23 protein-coding genes and 1 pseudogene are annotated in these 21,684 nt (G+C 46.0%); 11 read left to right on the top strand and 13 right to left on the bottom strand.

The genetic code is table 11. The features are described 5' to 3' along the window. The first annotated feature begins 262 nt into the window (after positions 1-262). Positions 263-505: a hypothetical protein gene (locus MKY22_RS07765; RefSeq protein WP_035397490.1), complete on the top strand. Its 243-nt coding sequence runs from the start codon at positions 263-265 to the stop codon at positions 503-505. 272 nt (positions 506-777) lie between these two features. On the opposite strand, the gene MKY22_RS07760 is transcribed toward MKY22_RS07765, so the two are convergent. Beyond that, positions 778-1,698 carry a DUF2268 domain-containing protein gene (locus MKY22_RS07760; protein WP_341088020.1) on the bottom strand — a complete coding sequence of 307 codons (921 nt, stop codon included), beginning with the start codon at positions 1,696-1,698 and terminating at the stop codon, positions 778-780. A 258-nt stretch (positions 1,699-1,956) separates the two neighbouring features. Between MKY22_RS07760 and MKY22_RS07755 the strand changes: the two genes are divergently transcribed. Next, complete coding sequence (locus MKY22_RS07755; RefSeq protein ID WP_341088018.1) at positions 1,957-2,706, top strand: ROK family protein; 750 nt, start codon at positions 1,957-1,959, stop codon at positions 2,704-2,706. A 370-nt stretch (positions 2,707-3,076) separates the two neighbouring features. Here MKY22_RS07755 and MKY22_RS07750 read toward each other — a convergent pair whose 3' ends face one another. Both MKY22_RS07750 and MKY22_RS07745 read right to left on the bottom strand, forming a co-directional pair. Next, a complete protein-coding gene (locus tag MKY22_RS07750) occupies positions 3,077-3,304 on the bottom strand; it encodes a hypothetical protein (RefSeq protein ID WP_214853590.1) in 228 nt (75 codons plus the stop codon). 200 nt (positions 3,305-3,504) lie between these two features. Further along, complete coding sequence (locus tag MKY22_RS07745) at positions 3,505-4,116, bottom strand: hypothetical protein (RefSeq protein ID WP_341088016.1); 612 nt, start codon at positions 4,114-4,116, stop codon at positions 3,505-3,507. Between the two features lie 464 nt (positions 4,117-4,580). On the opposite strand from MKY22_RS07745, the gene MKY22_RS07740 reads away from it, so the two are divergent. Then, positions 4,581-4,841, top strand: a complete 261-nt coding sequence (locus tag MKY22_RS07740; RefSeq protein ID WP_341088014.1) for an ATP-binding protein DrrA1-3 family domain-containing protein — start codon at positions 4,581-4,583, stop codon at positions 4,839-4,841. Positions 4,842-4,943: 102 nt separating this feature from the next. On the opposite strand, the gene MKY22_RS07735 is transcribed toward MKY22_RS07740, so the two are convergent. Further along, positions 4,944-5,321 carry a hypothetical protein gene (locus MKY22_RS07735; RefSeq protein WP_445298372.1) on the bottom strand — a complete coding sequence of 126 codons (378 nt, stop codon included), beginning with the start codon at positions 5,319-5,321 and terminating at the stop codon, positions 4,944-4,946. 29 nt (positions 5,322-5,350) lie between these two features. On the opposite strand from MKY22_RS07735, the gene MKY22_RS07730 reads away from it, so the two are divergent. Together MKY22_RS07730 and MKY22_RS07725 are read left to right on the top strand one after the other, a co-directional pair. After that, on the top strand, positions 5,351-5,926 hold the full coding sequence (locus tag MKY22_RS07730; protein WP_341088012.1) for a hypothetical protein: 576 nt from the start codon (positions 5,351-5,353) through the stop codon (positions 5,924-5,926). 91 nt (positions 5,927-6,017) lie between these two features. Beyond that, a protein-coding gene (locus tag MKY22_RS07725) for an IS3 family transposase (RefSeq protein ID WP_341086024.1) occupies positions 6,018-7,579 on the top strand; the annotation gives its coding sequence in 2 pieces (ribosomal slippage) (positions 6,018-6,648 and positions 6,648-7,579; 1,563 coding nt in all). A 132-nt stretch (positions 7,580-7,711) separates the two neighbouring features. Here MKY22_RS07725 and MKY22_RS07720 read toward each other — a convergent pair. The 3 genes from MKY22_RS07720 to MKY22_RS07710 are packed head-to-tail and all read right to left on the bottom strand — an operon-like array spanning position 7,712 to position 10,639. Beyond that, entirely contained in the window at positions 7,712-8,680 is a 969-nt protein-coding gene (locus MKY22_RS07720) for a FecCD family ABC transporter permease (protein ID WP_341088010.1), read from the bottom strand. Further along, positions 8,677-9,660, bottom strand: coding sequence for a FecCD family ABC transporter permease (locus MKY22_RS07715; protein ID WP_341088007.1), 984 nt, complete (start codon positions 9,658-9,660; stop codon positions 8,677-8,679). The genes MKY22_RS07720 and MKY22_RS07715 overlap by 4 nt, the downstream gene beginning before the upstream one ends. A 58-nt stretch (positions 9,661-9,718) precedes the next feature. Continuing rightward, positions 9,719-10,639 (bottom strand): ABC transporter substrate-binding protein, encoded by a 921-nt coding sequence (locus tag MKY22_RS07710; RefSeq protein ID WP_341088005.1) that lies wholly within the window; start codon positions 10,637-10,639, stop codon positions 9,719-9,721. Positions 10,640-10,822: 183 nt separating this feature from the next. Between MKY22_RS07710 and MKY22_RS07705 the strand changes: the two genes are divergently transcribed. Together MKY22_RS07705 and MKY22_RS07700 are read left to right on the top strand one after the other, a co-directional pair. Then, complete coding sequence (locus tag MKY22_RS07705) at positions 10,823-11,566, top strand: arylamine N-acetyltransferase family protein (RefSeq protein WP_341088004.1); 744 nt, start codon at positions 10,823-10,825, stop codon at positions 11,564-11,566. Between the two features lie 5 nt (positions 11,567-11,571). Next, a pseudogene (locus MKY22_RS07700) lies at positions 11,572-12,043 on the top strand (NUDIX hydrolase). A gap of 44 nt (positions 12,044-12,087) precedes the next feature. Here MKY22_RS07700 and MKY22_RS07695 read toward each other — a convergent pair. From MKY22_RS07695 to MKY22_RS07685, 3 genes are read right to left on the bottom strand one after another with little or no spacing between them, the layout of a single operon-like run. Then, positions 12,088-12,792 carry a DUF554 domain-containing protein gene (locus tag MKY22_RS07695; RefSeq protein ID WP_035408116.1) on the bottom strand — a complete coding sequence of 235 codons (705 nt, stop codon included), beginning with the start codon at positions 12,790-12,792 and terminating at the stop codon, positions 12,088-12,090. A gap of 16 nt (positions 12,793-12,808) precedes the next feature. After that, positions 12,809-13,741, bottom strand: coding sequence for a DMT family transporter (locus MKY22_RS07690; RefSeq protein ID WP_341088000.1), 933 nt, complete (start codon positions 13,739-13,741; stop codon positions 12,809-12,811). Beyond that, positions 13,741-14,406 (bottom strand): GntR family transcriptional regulator, encoded by a 666-nt coding sequence (locus MKY22_RS07685; protein WP_341087999.1) that lies wholly within the window; start codon positions 14,404-14,406, stop codon positions 13,741-13,743. Before MKY22_RS07685 ends, MKY22_RS07690 begins: the two co-directional genes overlap by 1 nt. Positions 14,407-14,547: 141 nt before the next feature. On the opposite strand from MKY22_RS07685, the gene MKY22_RS07680 reads away from it, so the two are divergent. Both MKY22_RS07680 and MKY22_RS07675 read left to right on the top strand, forming a co-directional pair. Continuing rightward, the gene (locus MKY22_RS07680; protein WP_056061231.1) at positions 14,548-14,871 is read left to right on the top strand and encodes a PadR family transcriptional regulator; all 324 of its coding nucleotides are present in this window, start codon (positions 14,548-14,550) and stop codon (positions 14,869-14,871) included. A 1-nt stretch (position 14,872) separates the two neighbouring features. Further along, positions 14,873-15,631 carry a hypothetical protein gene (locus MKY22_RS07675; protein WP_341087997.1) on the top strand — a complete coding sequence of 253 codons (759 nt, stop codon included), beginning with the start codon at positions 14,873-14,875 and terminating at the stop codon, positions 15,629-15,631. A 60-nt stretch (positions 15,632-15,691) separates the two neighbouring features. On the opposite strand, the gene MKY22_RS07670 is transcribed toward MKY22_RS07675, so the two are convergent. Together MKY22_RS07670 and MKY22_RS07665 are read right to left on the bottom strand one after the other, a co-directional pair. Further along, entirely contained in the window at positions 15,692-16,264 is a 573-nt protein-coding gene (locus tag MKY22_RS07670; RefSeq protein WP_341087996.1) for a GNAT family N-acetyltransferase, read from the bottom strand. A gap of 15 nt (positions 16,265-16,279) precedes the next feature. Beyond that, the gene (locus MKY22_RS07665; protein ID WP_341087994.1) at positions 16,280-17,515 is read right to left on the bottom strand and encodes an MDR family MFS transporter; all 1,236 of its coding nucleotides are present in this window, start codon (positions 17,513-17,515) and stop codon (positions 16,280-16,282) included. Positions 17,516-17,617: 102 nt separating this feature from the next. On the opposite strand from MKY22_RS07665, the gene MKY22_RS07660 reads away from it, so the two are divergent. Continuing rightward, the gene (locus MKY22_RS07660) at positions 17,618-19,249 is read left to right on the top strand and encodes an ABC transporter substrate-binding protein (RefSeq protein ID WP_341087992.1); all 1,632 of its coding nucleotides are present in this window, start codon (positions 17,618-17,620) and stop codon (positions 19,247-19,249) included. A gap of 139 nt (positions 19,250-19,388) precedes the next feature. After that, entirely contained in the window at positions 19,389-20,528 is a 1,140-nt protein-coding gene (locus MKY22_RS07655) for a globin domain-containing protein (protein ID WP_290780178.1), read from the top strand. A 49-nt stretch (positions 20,529-20,577) separates the two neighbouring features. Here MKY22_RS07655 and MKY22_RS07650 read toward each other — a convergent pair whose 3' ends face one another. Further along, on the bottom strand, positions 20,578-21,318 hold the full coding sequence (locus MKY22_RS07650) for a sugar nucleotide-binding protein (protein WP_290780175.1): 741 nt from the start codon (positions 21,316-21,318) through the stop codon (positions 20,578-20,580). Between the last annotated feature and the right edge of the window lie 366 nt (positions 21,319-21,684).

The raw sequence follows: 21,684 nt of genomic DNA, 5'->3' as shown, positions 1-21,684 counted from the left end.
TCACTCTACCATATGACCTTCTATTTGTATTAAAAAGTAAGTTTACTTTAATGATTTTCACCAAAAATGCTTATCAATATAAAAAAACTAACCTAATCAAAATTTACGATACGTATAAGAGGATGATTCATAGTTATCATTAAGTAAGTGAGATAGGATGACAGACGTTTAGAAGAGAGACGTATACCTTTAATTGTTTGGATACCATCCCATTTTTTGTATACTGATAATGGAATTTATACAAATAAAAGGAGGTCTTCTCTTGAGAGCAAAACTTGGCTGGATTTCTATCGGATTAATGGTTCTTACTTTCTTGGTACTTTTTACATTCCCGATTAATGGATTTTGGGGCGACGCCATCCTCATTGGTGGTCTGGTCCTTGCTTTATTAGCTGCTATCTTTAGTAATCGAGGTATAGGCAAAATGTTAGCTTTTATTTTAATGATAGTTCTCTTAATTTTATTTGTACTATCTGTTTTGAATTTTTTAGGGATTTTCGCATAAAATCGGATCGTTCGAATTGGATAACGAATGTCTAAGCTCTTACAAAGATGTGACTGTCTAAAAAGAACGATCCCTCAGAGTATATGTAAGAGAGAAAACATTCTTATATCCAATAGATCGTCACGCTGTCACTTCAGCATAACTTTATCTGAGAGTATGCTCTTCACATTCTCTATTATATCTTCGGTTGCTTTTGGCGTTTTGACCTTCTAGATTGAAAGTATTTACTTTTTCGCTTCAAACGTCAGTGTTTTTTATGCACCTTCTCCTCTTTACTCAAGAATCAATTTAAACTTTCCTTCCTGAATGACATCTGAAACTGGTGTTAATGAAAACTCTTGCAGTGTCTGCTCAGATTTTTTTTGTCGGAAATCTGACATTAACTCCGTTCCTAAACTGTAAACAGTTAATCGAGGGACATCCTTCGCTTCACTTCCAGTGCTAAGTTCTTCGTAGCTTAAGGAGTTGTTCTTAACCTGTTCGAGTATCTTCTTTTTATCGTTGAAAGCCATCTTTTCTGTTTCTATAGGGGGCACTTTAGGATAAAGTTCCTTCGCAAACACCTCTGCTTTACCTTCGAATATGAGATAGTCGATGGAACTTGGTTGTCTGATTTCAGGATGTTCGTTCACTACGGAATGATTATACTCATGCGCAACAACGTACTCCAGTATCTCATGCGTATACTCTTCACCTAACATAATCACCATACTACCATCGCTCATCGTAAAACCAATCAGCCCGCTCGTCGCCTTTGCGGCGTATCGATGCTCTTCCGATAAGGGTAGCATCAGGATAATCTTATCTTTACCAGGAAGGTGGTCAGCTGATTTTCGGAGTGCCTCATGAACAGCTTTCATATTTTCTTTCTCTTCATGCATCAAACGTTTCGTCAATCTTTTTAAATCGTTCAAATAGGAAGTGGCGGAAAACACGTCATTGAACCCCTTGAAATCAAGAAAGATATCCTGCTCTTTCTGAATGCGATCCAGTTCCCGACGGACGGTTTTATCGAAGATTCGCTGTAGGTCCTCGTCCGTGACGTTTGTGTCCTTCATCTTTTTCTGAACTTTTGTGATGTAGTCGATATAGACTGGGTACAATGTAATGATTTTTGCATGCTGGTCTTTTGCTAGTTCAACTTCTCGAATAGTGGACTTGGGTTTCTCAGTCGGCTGTGTCGGTTGGGACACACATCCTGATACACAACAAATGAGGATTGATAAAAAGAACGCTACACGTATTCTCAAAATTATTTACCACCTTATTGTTGAAATGATTGTATCGTATAATGCCTACAAAATAATTATATAGATTTATTTTCCATCTATCCATAAAAAAGTAAGTCCAGTTTATTCATAGACCATTTTTAAAGAACCGATAACGTTATCTACGTATACATTTGTTTTTCTAAAATTCACATCGTTTGGAGTGTTAAACATGTCAGTTGGATGGAGTGGTACGATTCAAGATTTTTTACAGATCGATCAACATCAACGGAATTTCACCTATCGAACATCGGAATTGCCGCGCCTGGTCCACTCGATACGAAGAATGGACTTCTGTTATCTCCACCAAATTTACCAGGATGGGATGAAGTCGACTTGGTTACCTCACTTTCCTCCGCATTCGACTTACCCGTCTTTCTCGAGAACGATGCCAATGCCGCGGCTCTTGGTGAAGCGTTATACGGTGCGGGACGTCACTCATCATCTGTCTACTATGTAACCGTCAGTACAGGAATCGGTGGAGGTTATGTCTATAAGAAACAACTAATCCGTGGAGCAAATGGATACGCTGGTGAGATTGGAAATACGATTATCGACTCATCGGGTCCACTGCATCCTGTGTTGAACAAAGGTTCTCTCGAAGGATATGCCAGTGGTACAGCACTACAGTCACGAGCTAACGAACGACATGCCTCGTCCATCGAGCGATTACTCGCCCATCCGCAAGAGAGGGATCGTTTTACTAATCATTTAGCAACTGGACTTGCAAACATCATTCACACGATTGATCCGGAAGTCATCGTCGTTGGAGGAGGTGTTACGGGATCTGCTGATTTATACTGGGAAGCGTTGGTGGAACGAGTTCGCGAACTCGTATATCCGTCCCTTCGTTCAACAGTCGATATCCGTCTTGCCGAATTGAAAGGACAGGCAGGCATCATCGGAGCTGCTGCTCTAGATGGAGTAGAGTAAGCAACACATCACTTACCTTTTTTTATCTTTCATCAAAGCAAAGAGGGTGATCCATTCCGTTATTGAAATGGATCACCCTCTTTGTATACATCCTATCTATTCGAATATAGCTATTTTTTAGATCAGCGAATTGCTAAAAATGACTTCAGCTCGTTCTCAATCCGTTTTGGGTTTAAAAAAGAACAGAAAAATGTTAAATATCAAGAAAAGACCAAGCAGAACACACAAGACAGAATAAAATTCTGTATTCGGGACGAACAAATAATCTATCAATAACACGATTAAAAAGAGAATGTACCCAACAAAATATACTTTTTTCTTACGCGGATCCATCGTCTCATCTCCTTTATACATATGAGTGTTCTGTCGATTACTTCGTATTTTTAATAATCACTACAGTTAATACAAGAGAAGGAATGAAACAAATCAGTAAATCCAAGAGTGAGATCGAGAGTGAAATAGGATGAATCAGCATCTCTACTCCTTTAAAAATGGCATCGAGCACAATAAGTAATGATAGGAGTACCGGAACGGAAGTACGCATCCATCTAGGAATACTCAGCCACATACGTAAGATTTTTTGTGTTTTATCATCCATGTCATTCACCTCTTTTACAATTTTACATAAATTAGTATATCATACGTATGATTTTTGTGAAAAAATGTCGAAATCACAAGTCGATTGAATCTCCTTCTCCACGTACAAAAGCAATAAAAAAGACACTTACACATCATGTAAGCTTCTTTTTTACTGCTTAATAGGATACATATCAATGTCTCTTCCCCTGCTACTTTGAACTAATTGATCACACCTTCTGCACTACAATAAAACTCCAGAGGAATGTTATGTGTGGAAGAAATACCATGTTGAATGAATTCTCCACCGACTGTCACATCGTATGTTCTTCCGCCATCCATCAAAGTAGCGGTATAGCCAAGCTGTCTCCATGTCCCCTTACTCGATGAAGCGGTTGACGTCATAGACGTAACAGTTTTAAAGACTTGCCTTCCTGCCTCCTCACGAAGTGCGGTATCAAATGTACCAGTGATCGAAATGGCAAATGATGTCCCCTTCGCATGAATCGTTTTTGATTTAGATGTGGATTCTTTCTTTGAGAAATCGAACGTCGATGCGAACTCTACTTTGACTCGATCTTTCGCTATCTTTCGAAAACGGTTCGGCGTCACCCAATCATTTGCCTTAAAGGATTTTTTGTCGACGAGTTTTAAATTTGTATCTGGATGATGCAAATTAATAGTACGAAGAATAACCGCATACTGCTGATAATATTGGTTTTTTTGTTGTGGAGTCAGTGCCTTTTGTTTTCCCTCTGCAAATGCCTCGTACATAAAGGAGCTGGTTAAGATAACACTCAGTGCTGTTAAGAACGTCATCGTTTTACGCTTCATTTTTTCCACTCACTTTTTTTTAGATTATGTAATATATTCTTAAATTATCATGTTATTTGTTCTTTTCCTATACTTTCACTGCCTGTTTTTCTATTCTTACTCACACTTCAATTTTATAGTTATTTTCGAATTGAGATTTATGAATTCAGCGTGATGTAATCATCTATGACCCTTATCTATTCACAGATTCTGTGATGAGGTGTTTAAAGTCATTTGCTCCTTTTATTAATAAAAGGGTGGAAGAATATCACCGTATGAATTGGAGTCGTTTTATATTAATTAACGTATATTCATGTAATGTATTAGAAATCATGACCTTAAAATGACGAAAGTAGTAAATTGAAAAATAACGATCTCTTTCAAAAGTCAAGTTGTCTCTTAAAGGAACTATATCGAGACTAAGAAAATATTTTGGACACTTTAATAAGCAATATGCAAATAAATCAATTCAGACGCAAGGCACGATGGATGAGTTGCGGGAACACCATGAGAAGAACATCACCGTTCATGTAAAACATGCACCGCTCGACAATGATATACGACAACATCTGCAGACCAAGTTGTCGACACTTGCGAAAGACGTCAACGTCCATTGTGAACACGATATTGCTAATATCAATAGCTACCTCGTCTCGCAACAGGTTAACGTCTATCGACTCGAAGTCGAGGAAGTATCCTTGGAAGAAATCTTCTTGAATCTAAGTTCAGAAATCCGCTCTGCATAAAGACATCTCTATGACGGACAATGAAGTAAAGAAAAATCAGGCTACCTGACACCGATTAAATACGATGCACTGCTAGCCTGATCAAATTGTTTATGATATCAATTAAGGACCCGTACCGCAGGAAACAGCATACTTTTCCGCGTTGACCTTCTTTGAATAACAGATAAAAGGTGTTCCTCCCGTTTCACTTTTCCAATCATACCAAAACATATGGTACCGTTCTGCAACAGGATCTTGTTCCGTAATGATCGCAAAATAATTTTGGTAGTAATAGCCTTGTTTGTATAGTTCGTGTCTAAGAGCACCTTTAGGCGTAGCATCCGTAAACAGAATAGGTGATAGTACCGGCATGAGTAATACAATGAGGGCTATAACTCCTAAAAATAGTGCCAAAAATTTCTTTTTCCTTTTTTTCTTAAAATTCGATTCACTCATTTTTACACCATTTCCTTTTTTTTGTTTTTTGTTATATAATAACATGAATCAAACAATAGAAAGAGGTCGCGATCGTGAAAAAAACTATTTTTTCATCCCTCACTTTAGGTGTCATCCTATATGCTGGTTTCTTATGGAGTAATGCGATTGCCGATTCTAATGTTGCACAAGAAAAATCTAAGAGTAGCATCACAGAGGAACAAGCCTTCAATTTTTTCACTACAGTGCTTGAGCAACAAAAAGCAGATTTTTTAAACAATACTCCGTTAGCGCATACTAATCTTTCAAAGTTATCTGAAGGGGACGAGGCTGTATTGATTTTTCTATCCACTACGGAAGTCGATAAAATTCAGCTGAATTCATTCAAATACAACATTTCTGATGTCAAAGTCTATTCAGAGAATCAAAAAAATTATGCTGAAGCGTATGTCACAAGAACTTTTAACTTCGGAAAAAGTGGTCTTGAAACGGGTTTAGGTGATCAGTTGGTACTTGAAATTCCATCACATGTAGACGATCAAAGCACATCGATTTCTTCGAGTAAATTAACAATTAAATCGAATCCAAACGCTAATAACGTTTCAGTTGATGAATTTTTAGAAAAGTATAAAGAGGAAGTAGAAAAATCAAACCAACTTGAAGCCAAATAAATATAGAAAGATGTCGCCATGTGATATGCTCCCCAAAAAGTAGACAGTTGAAATAACAAAAACTGTCTACTTTTTGAAGGGAGCTTTTTCTATGACTAAATCTAAGTTTTCGTCAGATGAAAAACTACGAATTATTAAGATGTGTGAAGACCGAATCGACTCGATCAAATCGATTGCCTCGCTCTTCGAGCTTTCAGTCACCACCTTAAATAGATGGAGGACAAAATATCGTACGGGCGGCTCCATGGCACTTCGTAATCGAACAGAGTGGACGCGTTATCCGGAAGAACTGAAGATGAAGGCTATACGTGCAGTACTCGACCAAAAGGAATCGCTTATTAGCGCTACGGCACGGTTTGATATCTCGGATAGAAGCCTACTTGCGAAGTGGATAGAGAGGTATACTAGTCATAGTACTCAAGGGAAACCATTGAAGGAGCGATCCACTATGACTAAAGGTAGAACCACTACATTCGAAGAGCGTGTCCAGGCAGTCATGGACTGTATACAGAACAGAAAAGACTATCAAAGCATCATGAAGACCCATCGGGTCTCGTACCAACAAATTTATAGCTGGGTAAGAAAGTTCGAGAAGGACGGAATCGACGCACTGATGGACCGTCGCGGACGTCAGAAGCCAGTAGAAGAATTGACGGATACAGACCGTTTGGCGTTGGATCTGAAACGACTCGAGAAAGAAAATGAGCGTCTACGCATGGAGAACGATTTCTTAAAAAAGTTAGAGGAGATCGAGAGGAGGTCACGTTAAGTCAAATTCGTCTTCAAGATAAATATGAAGCCATTCAATCATCGGTAGAGCAATTTGGTTACCCGATCATCGCCCTGTGTCACCTCGCTGGAGTCTCGCGCGCTGCCTACTACAAGTGGTTACGCCGGATTGGTATACCACAGACTCGTGAGACGGAGAACATGAAAATCATCGAAGAGATGAACGAGATCCACCTTACGGTGAACGGAATCTATGGCTACCGACGGATGACATTGAACCTGAAACGTCGTTTCGGAAGAAACGTCAACGCGAAGCGTGTCCGTCGCCTGATGCATGTCGCCGGTATTCATTGCGTCATACGCCGGAAACGTCCTTTGTATATTCGTAATCGCCCTCAACAGACTGCAGAGAACATTCTGAACCGTGATTTCAACGCCGCAGGACCGAACCAAAAATGGGTGACGGATGTCACGGAACTGAAGTATGGCGCCTCTCAGAAGGCGTATTTGAGCGCCATTCTGGACCTATATGATGGATCCATCCGTGCCTTCGTTCTTGGGCATTCCAATAATAATCAGCTTGTGTTCGATACTCTTGAACACGCCCTACAGGGCGCATCCGGAAGTCGTCCCTTGCTTCATAGTGATCGAGGATTTCAATATACTTCTCATGCGTTTCGTCATATGACACGCGTGGCAGGCATTACACAAAGTATGTCTCGGGTTGGAAGATGTATTGATAACGGACCGATGGAGTCCTTTTGGGGAGCGTTGAAGTGCGAAAGTTATTATCTACATAAGTTTGCGGAGTTCGACGAACTCCGACTCGCAATCCAGAAATATATTTACTTCTACAATGAAGAACGATATCAACAACGATTAAACGGCTTGGCTCCATTAGAATACAGAGCGCAAGCCGTTTAAAGGATTTTTATTATTTGTCCTGTCTACTTGACAGGGAGCAGTTCAATGATTCGTCAAGTGCGTACTTCTTTCCTTTCATAAAAATGGAGTCCTTCGCGTAATCGCTAGGACTCCATTTTGGTAGATTGAACATCATGCCGTCCGTTCTCTCCGTAAAAGATACAGGAAATACGGCACACCGACGATCGCTGTGATCAATCCGGCTGGTATTTCAAGTGGTGGATGTATCCCTCGACCGAGCGCATCCGCGACGACGAGTAACCCTCCGCCGAGCAACAGCGCCATCGGCAACACAGCAAGATGCTTATGACCAACGAGACGCCGTGCCATATGTGGCGCAATCAGTCCGATGAAAGCAATCGCACCGACCGTCGCGACGGCAACACCAGCTAGAATGACCGCGAGCGCCAAGAAGATGTGCCGCGTCCTCTGAATTGGTAATCCGAGACCGATACTGACTTCTTCGCTGAGTGATAAGACATCAAGTTGACGATGGCGATAGAAGATGATTGCACCTATCACGACGAGCACGGGCGTTAAGATCATCATTTCTTGCCATCCTTTCCCGAACAGACTCCCAGCGAGCCAGACGAGTGAATCGTTTGTCTGAAGTGGAAACTTGATCAACAAGTATTCCGTCCCGGAGGCACAAATCGCGCTGACCGCGATACCAAGCAACGCAAACGAACTGCGGGAGACATTCCCGCCCCGCTCAAGCATCATCAATGCCAGCATGACGAGTGCTGCTCCGATGAAAGCAGCGATTGGTGTTAACAAGAGCGGACCATCCGGCACGAGGGCAATCGTTAAGACGGCGAACAGTGACGCACCATTCGTCACACCGATCACGTCAGGCGAAATCAATGGATTACGGATGACACTTTGTAAGATGACTCCGGCAAGTGAGAAACTCGCACCTGCTAAGAAAGCAAGGACAGTTCGCGGCAGACGATAATTTTGAACGATGAAGGCATCCTTTCCACCAAAGAACGACTGCCATAGATCCGATAACGATAACTGAATCGAGCCGACCGACAGTAAGGCAAAACTCGCGAAGAACACGAGCACCGCAACAATCAAAATCCGACGCATGTCTTTCATCGTAATCCCCCTTTCATCTGACGACGCGCCAGAACAAGGAAGAATGGTGCACCGAGCAATGACGTCACGATGCCGACCGGTGACTCATACGGATAGGCGATGAACCGCGCGAGGACATCGGCATACGTCAGCAGAAGTCCACCGATGACGGCAGCGACCGGCAGAACAATCCGGTAATCTTCCCCGACGAGGCGCCGCGTGATGTGCGGAACCATTAATCCAATGAAACCGATCGCTCCGGCGCCGGCAACGGTGACGCCTGCGAGTAAGACGACGCTGATCCCAGCAAGTAATCGAATTCGCGTCACTTTTTGACCGAGACCGACCGCGACGTCTTGTCCCAGTTGGAAGACAGCGAGCGATTTCGCGAGACTCGACGCAAGAAGCAAGCCGGCAATCGACCACGGTAAGACGATCCGGAGTTCAAGCCAGTTCGCGTCACTGAGCGAACCGGACAACCAGTACAAGACGTTCGTGATCCGGTCGTTAAAGAGAATCAAGCCTTTCGTCAGCGACGTTAACAAGAGATGAATCGCCATCCCGACGAGGGCAAGTTTTAATGCTGTCATCCCGCGAACGGAGGCGAACGAAAAGACAAGCACTCCACCGACTAAGGCACCGGCAAAGGCGAAGTAGATCAAATTTGCCGTTCCGAGCGACGGAAAGACGAGCAGGCTTAAGACGACGAGAAATGACGCACCGGCATTGACACCAAAGACTTGCGGTGAAGCGAGCGGATTTCGTGTCACGGCTTGCATGATTGCCCCTGCAACGGCAAGATTCGCTCCGAGCAACAATCCGAGTAAGAGACGTGGCAAGCGCAGATTTGTCAGGACGAGCCCTGCTTTTGATGTCGTGCCACTGATCCACTCTTGGACTAAGTGAATCGGATTCATCTGTGTGATGCCAAAGAACAGGCTACTATAAACCGCCAAGCAACCGAGTAATAGGAGTACAAAAATCAGACGTTTCCGCTGCACCGGATGGTTCCCCTTTCATCAAGACGAAAAGCCAGATTGCTCCGGCTTTTGTCGTTCATTATTTCTGTTGTAACAATTGAATCGCTTCGTCAACGATCTGTTCTGCAGCGTCAAGTCCTCGATAGCGTGTCCAGAGGTCACGATTGACTTCATAAACGTCTTTGTTCTTAACCGCTGTGATTTGATTCCAGAGCGGATTGTTTTTCCACTCCTTCAGCAGTTTCGGATCGGCTTCCGCCATGAAGATGACGTCCGGATCCCATTTGACCATCTGCTCTAACGTAATCGTAACGGTAGGTTCCGCTGTTTTCGTAACAGCGTTCTCGATACCGATCTTCTCGAGTAATTCACCATCAAACGACGTCTCACCGTGTGCCGTCAGTGAATCGGCGCGGAAGACACCAACCATCACTTTTCGGTCGTCGTTTGGATCCACCTTTTTCTTCGCTGCATTCAATCGTTCTTCATGCAGGGCAAGTCGGTCATCCATCTGTTTAGTTTTCCCGACTGCTTCAGCAATCGTCTTGAACGATTCGATGTTCTCTTCGTACGTCGCATTCCGACTCTTCAGAATGATCGTCGGTGCGATTTTTTGCAGTTGCTTGTAGATTCCTTTATGACGGTTGAAGTCGCCGATGATTAAATCCGGCTGCAAGGAACTGATTACTTCAAGATTCGGTTGTTGACGTGTACCGACTTCCGTGAACGCGATCTCTTTTCCGAGTAATCCGGAGACATCGGTCTTATTTTCTTGTGCGATTCCGACTGGTGTAATCCCAAGTTCGTCTAACGCATCAACGAATGAGTATTCAAGTGCGACGACCTTCTTCGGGTGCTCCGGCACTTTCGTTTTTCCTGCCTCATGCGTAATCGTCCTCGTCTTTTCGTTTGTTTGTTCTGCTTGACCTGAACAGGCCGCAAGCATCAAACTGCTCAACACGAGGAGCGTCAACGCTGTCATCCAAGTTTTCCGTCTCATGATGAGACCTCCTTTAGTTCGTGATTCGACATTGAGAATCATTCTTAATTAATCCTATTTCAGCATATCAAAGATTCCCATCGAACAAAAGGGTTATCCTTATTTTCAGATAATATATGCTCAAATCCACATTTTCTGAAGCAATATGGGATAATCAGGTAGTATATAAAGGAGGGATTACAGATGGATTGGATGAAGGACTTGGAACAACGGCTCGGATTTCCGCTTGAGACGATCACGTTTGATCAGTTACCTCGCTTACTCGAAGCCTTTGCCTACCAGTTACCGTTTGAGAATACGACTGTACTTGAGAAACGAATCCGTCCGTTTAACGACGAGCGCTTCATTGAAACGTTTCTGACGGAGCGACGTGGTGGTGTCTGTTATGACTTGAACGGACTGCTGCATCGTGTCCTACAAGAACTGAATTGTCCCGTTCGCCTCGTACAAGCGACCGTCTATGATCAGAAATCAGCAGCCTGGTCAGCGACGGGACCGACACACGTTGCAATCATTTGGAATGAGACACACCTACTTGATACCGGCTTCGGCGTCAATTTACCGCTCGTTCCGGTTCCGTTGAATGGGGAGACCGTTCATTCCGCTAGCGGCAGTTACCGGATCATCAATAATGACACACTTGAGATGAAGCGAACGGGACAAGCGGAGTTTGTGACTGGATACCGGTTCGACCGCGAGACATCCATTACAACAGATGACTTATCGAAGATGGAACAGATCATCCAGCAGAGCGACGCTTCGCCATTTAATAAAGGTCGCCTCGTCGCGATGCGGACGTCGCACGGACAAAAGACGTTGACTGAGCGGACGTTACGAATTGAAGAAGCGACGACAACCGAGTTACCGGTCGCAGGTCCCGCTCAATTCGAGATGCTGTATCAGTCTCACTTTTTAGGACAGGAGTAATGAACATGGATCGATATACGCTTTGTTTAATTCGCCACGCGGGTAGTTTTTTACTCGTCAACCGCCAAAAACGACCAGCGATGGGCATGTGGAACGGTGTCGGCGGCAAGATTGAACAGGGCGAGACACCGGAAGTTGCTGTCATCCGCGAGACGTTCGAAGAGACCGGCATCCCGTTAGATTCGGTGACACCAAAAGGCATTGTTCGCTTACACGGGGAAGAAACGTCTGGCATGTATCTCTACCTGACTGATGTAGAAGAGCGTCCATTTCCAACACCGGTCATGACAGTCGAAGTGAATCCTCGATTGGAAATCGCTCGACTGGATTATAAACGATGATAACATGGGAATCATCAGCAATCTCCGGCATTAATTACCGATCGCTTTGTCAACGGATCAACCGTTGTTGCATGACTTCCATTACGATGGACATACAATCACTGCTTACGAGACACACGAATTGATCGAGACATAAACAGAAAATCCCCACTCGTCCGTTATCGGATAAGTGGGGATTTTTCATGAGAACAGATGGAGACCGGTGACGATAACTGCGACGATGACGATACCCGGTAACAAGTTCGCAACACGAATCTTCGTGATGCCAGCGAGATTAAGACCGATTGCCGCAATCATCACCCCACCAGTCGCCGTCATCTCAAGAATAAATTCCTGCAGTGCGGCGTCGGGAATGAATTTCGTGATCGCAACGGCACTTAATGCAATCGCCCCTTGATAGAGAAAGACGGGAATCGCTGAGAACATGACACCAATCCCGAGCGTTGAACTAAGGACGAGAGCCGTAAAACCATCAATCAATCCTTTCGTATAAAGGACGTCGTGATCCTGGCGTAATCCACCGTCGAGGGCTCCTAACACACCCATCGCGCCAATGACGAAAATTAACGTCGCTGTCACGAATCCTTCCGCGATGTTCGACGGACGACCGCGACTGATTTTACGTTCGAGCCACGCTCCCATCCGGTCGAGTTTCTCATCGAGCCGGAACCACTCGCCGATTGCACCACCGAGAACAAGACTACCGATGACGATCAAGAAGTTCGTGCTTTTCATCCCCATCTGCATTCCGAGCACGACGACAGCAAGTCCAATCGCCTGCAGGACGGTCTCCTTCATTCGTTCCGGAATCCGGTGGAACATTAATCCAAGCAACGTCCCGATGATGATCAGGACGGTATTGACGAGTGTACCTGTTAAAACCATCTGACAGCCTACTTTCTCAATTGATTTTTCGTTTAGCGGAACGAACGACGGTTCGCTCTGCCTGATTCAAACTATGCAACGTCATCCCGAGCATGACGAGGATGATCCCGAGTGTCGCGAGTCCCGTTGGTAGTGCCGCGTGAAGGAAAAGAATCTCTCCGAATACGGTAAAGACGATCTCGAACGATTGCGTTGCTTCGATCGCTGCTAACCGAACCGGATCTGTCCGGACGAGTGACGTCGCGTAGAAGAAAAGCGACGTTGCGATGACGCCGGAGAACAACGCGACGAATCCGGACTGGGTCACTTGATTGACACTCGGCAAGCCGACCTGTATGTAGGCAATCACAGAAAGAACGATCCAAAACGGTAGACTGGCAAGTGTCATTCCGAGAATCCGTTCAAACACATCGAGCTCGTTCCCATAGCGTTCCATCATTTTCCGGTTCCCGAGTGTATAGGCAATTGCCGCGACGAGGACCGGTAAGGCACCGAATAACAGTGACTGCAGCGATAGGCTTCCCGCGACCGATAGTTGCATGACGACGACACCGAGGACGATCAGGACGGAATACTTCAGTGCTGACCACGGGATCCGTTGGTTGAACAAGGGGGCAAGCAACGGTCCCGCTAAAATCGTCAACTGCCATGTCCCGGCAATCAACCAGCCTGGTGCGTAGTCAGCAGCAAAACAGATGCTGCCGTAGAACAGTCCGAAGCCGATCGTTCCATACAGTAACCAAAAGCCGATATCGGCTCGAAGCGCCTGGAAGACGCGCCCGATCCCCCGTCGGATCATGACGATGACGATAAAGAACGGCAACATCAGGAAAAAGCGGAGCGACGCACTATAAATCCAGTGACCGCCTGCCCCTTGCATCGATTGATTCAAGATGAAGGTGACAGCAAAAAACATTGCCGCTAAAATTCCATAAATGATCGGTCGCATCAGCTCTCCTCCTTTAGTGTCGAGACGAGTAGACGTCCGAGCCCGTTCCAATTATGCTCCGTCGCCTGGACGAGTTGCTCGACATCCTGTTGTTGACATGCATCTAAAATCGCTGCATGATCGGCAATCGACTGGCGTCCGAGACGATCAAACTGAGCATATTCGAGCCGGCGGATCAATGGGGTCAATCGACGGATTGTCTCTCGTAGTTGATCGTTTTGACTGCGCTGCACGAAGACATCGTGAAAGGCATCGTCAAGTGCTAGTGCCGCCTCTGTATCCTGCTGATCAATTGCCGTCGTGAATTGTTGATGAATCGACTTTAGACTCGTTAGATCGTCATCCGTCAGCATTGGTCCTGCTAAACGCGCCGCTAACCCATGCAGTGTCGCGATGATTGGATAGGTTTGCTGTGCCTGTTCGGCATCGAGTTCCGTCACGATCGTCCGTGAACCCCGTTTTGCTAAAATCAATCCCTCCTCTTCGAGTCGTTTCAAGGCTTCGCGGACCGGTGTCCGACTGACACCGAACGCTTCCGCGAGTGCTTGATCGTTCACCTTTTCTCCTGGTGCAAGACGTAAAGTGATGATGTGGTGTTGCAAGCGTCGATACACTTCCTCACTTAAAGGAAGTCGTGCAATGGCTAAATCATTTGTAGGTTTCATACAAGTAATATATTACATATCAATTCATCGCGAAAGCACCATCCTAAAATTCATTGGATTTATTTTACTCACTACCTTGCAATACAAAATAGCATAGCGTATCATTACCTTGTAATACCAAGTAGCGAAAGGAAGATGCGGATGTCATCGACGCAAATGTTAAAAGGAATTCTCGACGGTTGCTTACTCGCACTGATTGCAGAAGAAGAGATTTATGGCTATGAACTGGCGACGAAACTGAAAGCGTACGGATTCGCTGACATCAGTGAGGGAACGATCTATCCTCTATTGATTCGGATGCAAAAACTGGACTGGATCGAAGCAACCTCTCGCGTCTCCCCGTCCGGTCCAAAACGAAAGTATTATTCGATCACGACGAGCGGTGTTGAAGAACTCGCCGCTTTCAAACAAAGATGGCATCACCTTTCAACGAGTGTCGAAAGCATTTTAAAGGAGGACGAATGAGATGACCTTATCGACGGAATCAAAACGATTTTTGGAAGACTTAAAGGTATACCTACTTGCTTCGGGTAAAAATGAATTGGCGACGAACGAGATTGTCAACGAACTCGAAGATCACCTGATCGAAGCGGAAGCAGACGGAAAATCGGTTCGCGCGATCACGGGTGATAGTCCCGCCGATTACATCCAATCGATTTCTAAAGAGATGTCATTTGATCCAAAAGAAGCGTTTTGGATCGTCTTGCAAGTTTTTCTCGGCGCATCCAGTTTTCTCTATCTTCAAAACCTCTTGAATGGTACAACGACGTTCAGTATCTTGCTCGTTGGCGGTTTCCTGTTGATTAGTGCCGTTTACCTGACCACCTTGGCGTTTCTCTTTCGTCAAGATGCTTTACGTGATGGCGCGCGCCCTCGTATCATGCGTTATAGCATTCATGGTAGTATTCATTTTCTGTTAATCATCGGACTATTGATCGTCAACGGACTTGTCGATTCACAAAAGATCACGTTATCCCCAAGCGTCAGCTGGATGGTTGGTGCCCTATTGATTCTCTGGATTCTCGTCACGGCACGGAAGACGAAGACATGGATTTTGCCGATTGCAGTGTCCATCTTTTTCGTGCCTCAACTGCTGCTTTTGTTTGTATTTAATTTGTCAGAGATTACCGCCGTCCTCGTGAGTTATGTTTTGACCTCGATTACGATTGCAGTTATCTTTCTCCGAAAATCTAAGCAAGATCAGTCAAAAAATACAAAACTCTAAAGAATCTATTTAATTCTGATACCAAAAAACGACCTCAGCGCTGAGGTCGTTTTTGATGTATTACGTATTCTTCATCCCGTTCTTTGCTTCATACCGCTCACGCGTCCAGTTATAGACATGACTCGTTACGGTCCGACCGTCGATTCGTTCTAAGACGAATGGTCGATCAAGGACATGCGTAAAGCCTAGTTTCTCAATGACACGACGTGATTGTTTGTTGAAATCAAAGTGTCCGCACCAAACGACATCGATCGGCAGTTCCCTGAAGATGAAATCAATCATTGCTTCGACGATCTCCGGCATCCGTCCTTCTCCCCAATAGTTAGGAGCGAGGACATACCCGATTTCGACTTGACGGTCATGCGTGATCGCTTCGTCCGGTCGACGATTGAAGTGAAAACCGAAACTCCCGATCACTTCACCCGTCTCCTTATCGGTCACGGCATACTCGCCGGGCGACGCTTGAAAGATCCCGATCACTTCGCGGCTTTCGCCAAGCGACGCATGCGGTGCCCAACCTGCCTTCGGCCCGACATTTGGATTTTTTGCGTAAGCGTAAAGTGCTGCTGCATCGTCGTCTTGCCAACGACGCAACACGTGCCGTGTTGTTTCTAGTGTATCTGGTAAATTCATGTCGATTCCCCCTTATTAAGATACGTTTCGCTGTCGTTCGACCGATTCCTTCACGAAAAGACTTGTATAGACTAAACCGAAGCCCGTCAAAAGAATCAATCCGAGGTAAACACTCATCATCGACGGGATTAAAAATGTCCCAACTAAAATCGTCGACCGAGAAAGCAAATCAGCTCCTGCGAATGACGTTCCGGCGAACGCCGAGTACGCCCCGCGTTGATCCGCCGGCATCATGTTCGCTTTTTGTGTGTTTAAGACCGGGGAGTAGAGCAACTCGCCGATCGTTGCGATGAAGATAAAAAGCATCAGTGCCGTCATACTGTTAGCACTCGTCACGACGACGTAACCGATCGTGTACAGCATCAGACCTGCAGCGAGCGTTCGGCGCGGAGAAAGACGCTTCGCAAGCTGCTGAACGACGAACGTTAACGTGACGACGAGCAACGTATTTTCGATGTTGATGATACTCATCATTCGAACCCCGTTGATCGACCACCCGGCAAACGATAGCGGTTCAAACGAATCAGCGAGGCGGACGGCGACGTAACTGCCCATCGAAAACTCAGCCGCTAAGATACACATCGAACCAAAGACGACCTTAACGAACGGACGGTCCCGCCAAGCGAGTTGATAGCTTGTAAAGATATCCGTGATGACACCACGTAGTTTCTGACGTTGCCACGTTCGTGGTGTGTCGTCGAGAAACAGGTAGTAAGCGATTGGTAAAACGGACGACGTAAAGCTCAAGATCCAAAACAACAGCAATTGATTGCTGACGTAGAGCCAGCCCCCGAGCGCCGTTCCGATGGCGATCGAGAGATTGATCAACCAGTAGTCGAGCGCGTAGACCGCTTGGCGGTTCTCCTTCGTCGTCGCATCGATGATGATCGCCCCCATTGCCGGACGACCAAGATTACTCGTCACCGAGAAGACGGCGTAAATGACCATGAACAGCAGCATCCAGTCGAGCGTCAACGAGATCGCCATCGTGATGAACGTCAGTGCTGTTAACATCGATGTCGTGACGAGTAGGCGTTTATGTGAAAAACGATCAGCGAGATATCCGCCGAGTAGATTGGTGATGAAGCTAACGAAGACCATTGCAATTAAAAATGCACCAGCAACGACTTCGTTGAATGCCTTGACGAATAAGAGGGCCATGAACGGCATGATCGAAAACGAGACAGCGCGGTTGAAAAACGATGTGATGAGACGTACTTTAATTGGTTTCGGTATTTCTTTCCATTTCATATTGTCACCTTCCATTCTCTACCTGTATCATAAACAAGACAATACATAAGAAAAATGGACGTCATTCAAAAAAGATGTCCCCTTTTAAGGAGGATGAATGAGATGGATGCTTATCTTTTTATGTTATGGAAGACTTGCCGAAATGGAAACTACTCGATTGCGACACTCGCTGACGCCATCCATTTAAGTCCTAAACAAACAAAACGATATCTCAATAAATGGCAGGCTGAAGGCTGGATTGACTATACGAGTGGTCGTGGCCGAGGTAACTTAAGTGAACTTGTCTGGTTACGCCACGTCGAACGGGAGTATGCGAAACGGATGCTCGAGCGAATCGACCGTGACTCAATCGAATCAGTAACGGAGGAATTGACGTGGGACTGGTCACCGGCGCAAGCAGGACGGTTCATGCGCCAACTCGAGCGAAAGTTTGGCTATACGCAAACGACGTCTGATGCTTTACTGATTCCGCGAAAACGCAACTTCCTGACGACACACCCGTTAGAAGCAGCAGACATCCATAGTGCTCATCTTGTCCAGAACGTTTTCAACCGCCTGTTTACGATTGACGCTGACGGAAACATCCAGGGTGAACTGGCACATCACTATATCTGGAACGGTCCGACGCTCAGTCTCTTCTTACGCAAGGATGTGCGGTTTCATGACGGTTCGCTCCTGACGAGTAAGGAAGTAACGAAGAGCCTGCGTGCTTTAATCGCTTATCCTGCTTATGCCTATTCCTATCGGCACGTGAAACACATCGTCTCAAACGGTCCGTACCGGGTCGACCTCACACTCGATCAGCGCCGGAGTTCGATTTTGCCGCAACTTGCCTCACTTCATACGAGCATCATCAAGGACGGTATCGGTACGGGACCGTTCCAACTCGCGCAACATGACGACAAGAAAACTGTTCTAACGGCATTTCCGAATTACTTTGGGATCCGTGCTCTTCTCGACCGGATTGAGTTCATCCAGATGCCGGAGCAGTACGAACCGGTCTACCGGACGTCGGCTTCTAACTCCAGTCCGATCGATACGATCGCAACGCAATCCGGCTTTGGACTCGTCTTTCTCCATCCGCGTGTTGGCGGACCATTCGAATCGGTAGCAGCGCGACATTACATCCATCGCCTCGTTGCAGAAATCCGTGGTAACATCCATGCGTTTGAGGAACGCGCACAACCGAACGACTGTGGTTTTCTCGAGTCCTATAGTCAACCGTATACTGTCCCGGACGGTCCCGCTGTCTTATTCACGCAACCGATTCGAATCAAGATGACCGATTTCACGGACAAAGTAACACGTTGGCTCTGCGAACGGTTCGATCAAGACGGAATTCCGTACGAGTTCGTCGAGGTCGGATTTAAAGAGAGTATTACGGAGTTTCATGCGTACGACACGATCGATCTCGCTGTCCATGCTGAAGTGTTCGAGCGAAATCTACCGTTCGCCTTCTATCAGTTCATGACGAATACGTTCTCACCGCCAATCCGACTATTTCAGCAGATGCCAGAAATGCTGAAATGGATCGAACAATACGACAAGACACCGTTCGAAAACTGGCTCCCGATTCACCAAGCGATCGAGCGTTACTTGATCGACGAATCGTATTTCATTCCGTTTTATCACGATACAAGGCTAATTCCGTATCCGATCGAGCTGCAAAATATCACGATCGACTCGTTCGGTTATTTTGATTTCTCAAAGCTCTGGATTTCCAATCAATCGTGACGAATCCTTGTCGATATTTTGACTTGCTTGTGACAAAACGCACGATATTCTTTAATCTAGTATTTTAAATGTTGTATTAATGACGAGGCTACGAAATACTAAGACTGTCTTCATTACTTAGTGAAAAGGAAGTGGTCTTATGTTATCAACCTCTACCATTCAAATCGTTCAATCGACGGTTCCCGTCCTTGCGTCGCACGGTGCCGCGATCACGAAAGTCTTTTATCAGCGCTTGTTTCAAGCTCATCCGGAACTGAAACACGTCTTCAATCAATCGAATCAACGGAGCGACCGCCAATCGCAAGCACTCGCTACAGCCGTGTATGCCGCTGCTGCTCACATCGATCGACTCGAGACGTTAAAACCGGTCTTATTACCTGTGCTCCATAAGCACCGAAGTCTACAAATCAAGCCGGAGATGTATCCACTCGTCGGTCAAGAATTACTCGGAGCGATGCAAGACGTTTTAGGGGAAGCCGCAACGCCTGCAATCCTGCAAGCATGGGGCGAAGCGTACGGGGAGATTGCCGATTTGTTCATCACACTCGAAGCCGAACTATACGCGCAGGACGAACAGGCGAAAGACTTTTCCGGTTATCAGTCCGTCAAGATTTCAGATATCCAGGAACAAGCAGACGGCATCCGCTCGCTGACTTTCAAAACGGACGGTCCGCTCCCTGATTATCGAGCAGGGCAATACATCACGGTACGGATTCAGGATAGCGACGGCTTATGGCACAATCGTCAATACAGTCTGACGACGGCATCAAACACGACGACTTATACGATTGGTGTCAAACGAGAAGGCATCGTCTCGGACTACTTACATGCAGCGCAAGTCGGTGACACGGTATTGATCAGTGCGCCAGCAGGTGCCTTCACGCTTGATGCATCAGGTGAACCCGTCGTTCTGATTGCTGGTGGAATCGGCATCACACCGATGCTTGCAATGGCAGACGAAGCGTTAGCTGCTGGTCGACAGGTAACGTTACATCACGCCGTCCAAGATGAACGCAATCGTCCGTTTACAGAACAACTTGCCTTACTCGAGCAGCGTGGCGCTCGCGTCATTCGTTACGCAGAGCACCAGGCGACGGATCAAGCGGGTCGTCTGCCGAAAGACGTCATCGCAAGCATCACGGATCCGACATACGTCTGTGGTCCGGAAGCAATGATTCATTACGTCATTAAACACTTTACGGCGTCTTCGGACAAACTGCATTACGAAATCTTTGGACCAGCACTCGCTTTTGCCGCGGAAACGCCAGTCACGCAGTAAAAAACATCCCGCTCTCTTTGATACAGGTCAAGGAGAGCGGGATGTTTGATTAGAGTGGCAATCGTTCTGACAACGGACGGACCAAAACGACATCTGTCGCCATCCGGTTGTCCCGGCGCGGTTCATCGACTGGTTCAATCATCCAGTTTTTCGCGTGGAGTGTATTTAAGGCATGCGCTAAATCGTACATCGAATAACGATCGTTTCCGTTCAACTGATAGAGACCTGCTTCCTGTTCGAGTAAAATCGTAACGAGCGCTTCTGCTGTATCTTCAAGCAACGAACTCGACGGATACCAGTTTCGACTTGCTTGAATGACACCGTGTTGCTTCATCTCGTTTGTGAAGAAGTCGACCATGTTGTTCGAACCTGCCTCCGTCCCGATCTGCCAGCCGATCCGGACGATTTTTGCTTGAGCATCAATTGCTTGAATCGCTTGCTCGCAAGCAATCTTATAGGCACCATACTCATCGGTCGCATCCGGTACAGCGTCCTTTTCAATCGGTGCTGGTACGTCGTCCGAGAAAACAGATACTGTACTCGTGAAAAAGAACGGAATCCGATATTCCTGGCACAAACGGACGAGCGCTTCCGTCCAACTGACGGACCCCATCCCAATATGTAGGAAATAATCCGGTCGTTCCGTTTCTAAAAACGTCCGCATCTGAGACTCGTCAGTCGTTGAGACTTTCGTCCGATCCCACGCGACTGTCTCGATGTCGTGCTTTGCTAAGACGTCCGCAACGACGGGTGCCACCGTTCCGTTCATGCCTGTAATGATTGCTTTCACGTTGATGCTTCCCCCTTAGTTTCGATCGAAAAAATCATAAAACCACTTGCTACTTCAGTTTACACGCGAATCGCTGAATTAACGAATCTGAGGTTATTCTTCTACGACCAGTCATGACTCAAATGAAAAAAGCGCCTGCTATCCGATCTAATCTCGGTAAGCAGGCGCACTGTTTAGTTCATGATTACTCCGAAACGCCTTCCGTTGCCATTCGGCGCCACAGTACATTCAAGAAGACCGTCATCCCACTGATCGGAATCAAAAACAATAACGCCGTAATCCATAAACTCTCCATCGACTCCACTCCTCATCGTTCATTTCTATCTCTAGTGTACAGAAGCGCGAAACCGCTTACCTCCACCTCAA

Origin of the sequence: Exiguobacterium sp. FSL W8-0210, from assembly GCF_038006045.1 — a bacterium.
In the GTDB taxonomy this organism is placed as follows: domain Bacteria; phylum Bacillota; class Bacilli; order Exiguobacteriales; family Exiguobacteriaceae; genus Exiguobacterium_A.
This window is presented reverse-complemented; position numbering and strand designations above follow the sequence as displayed.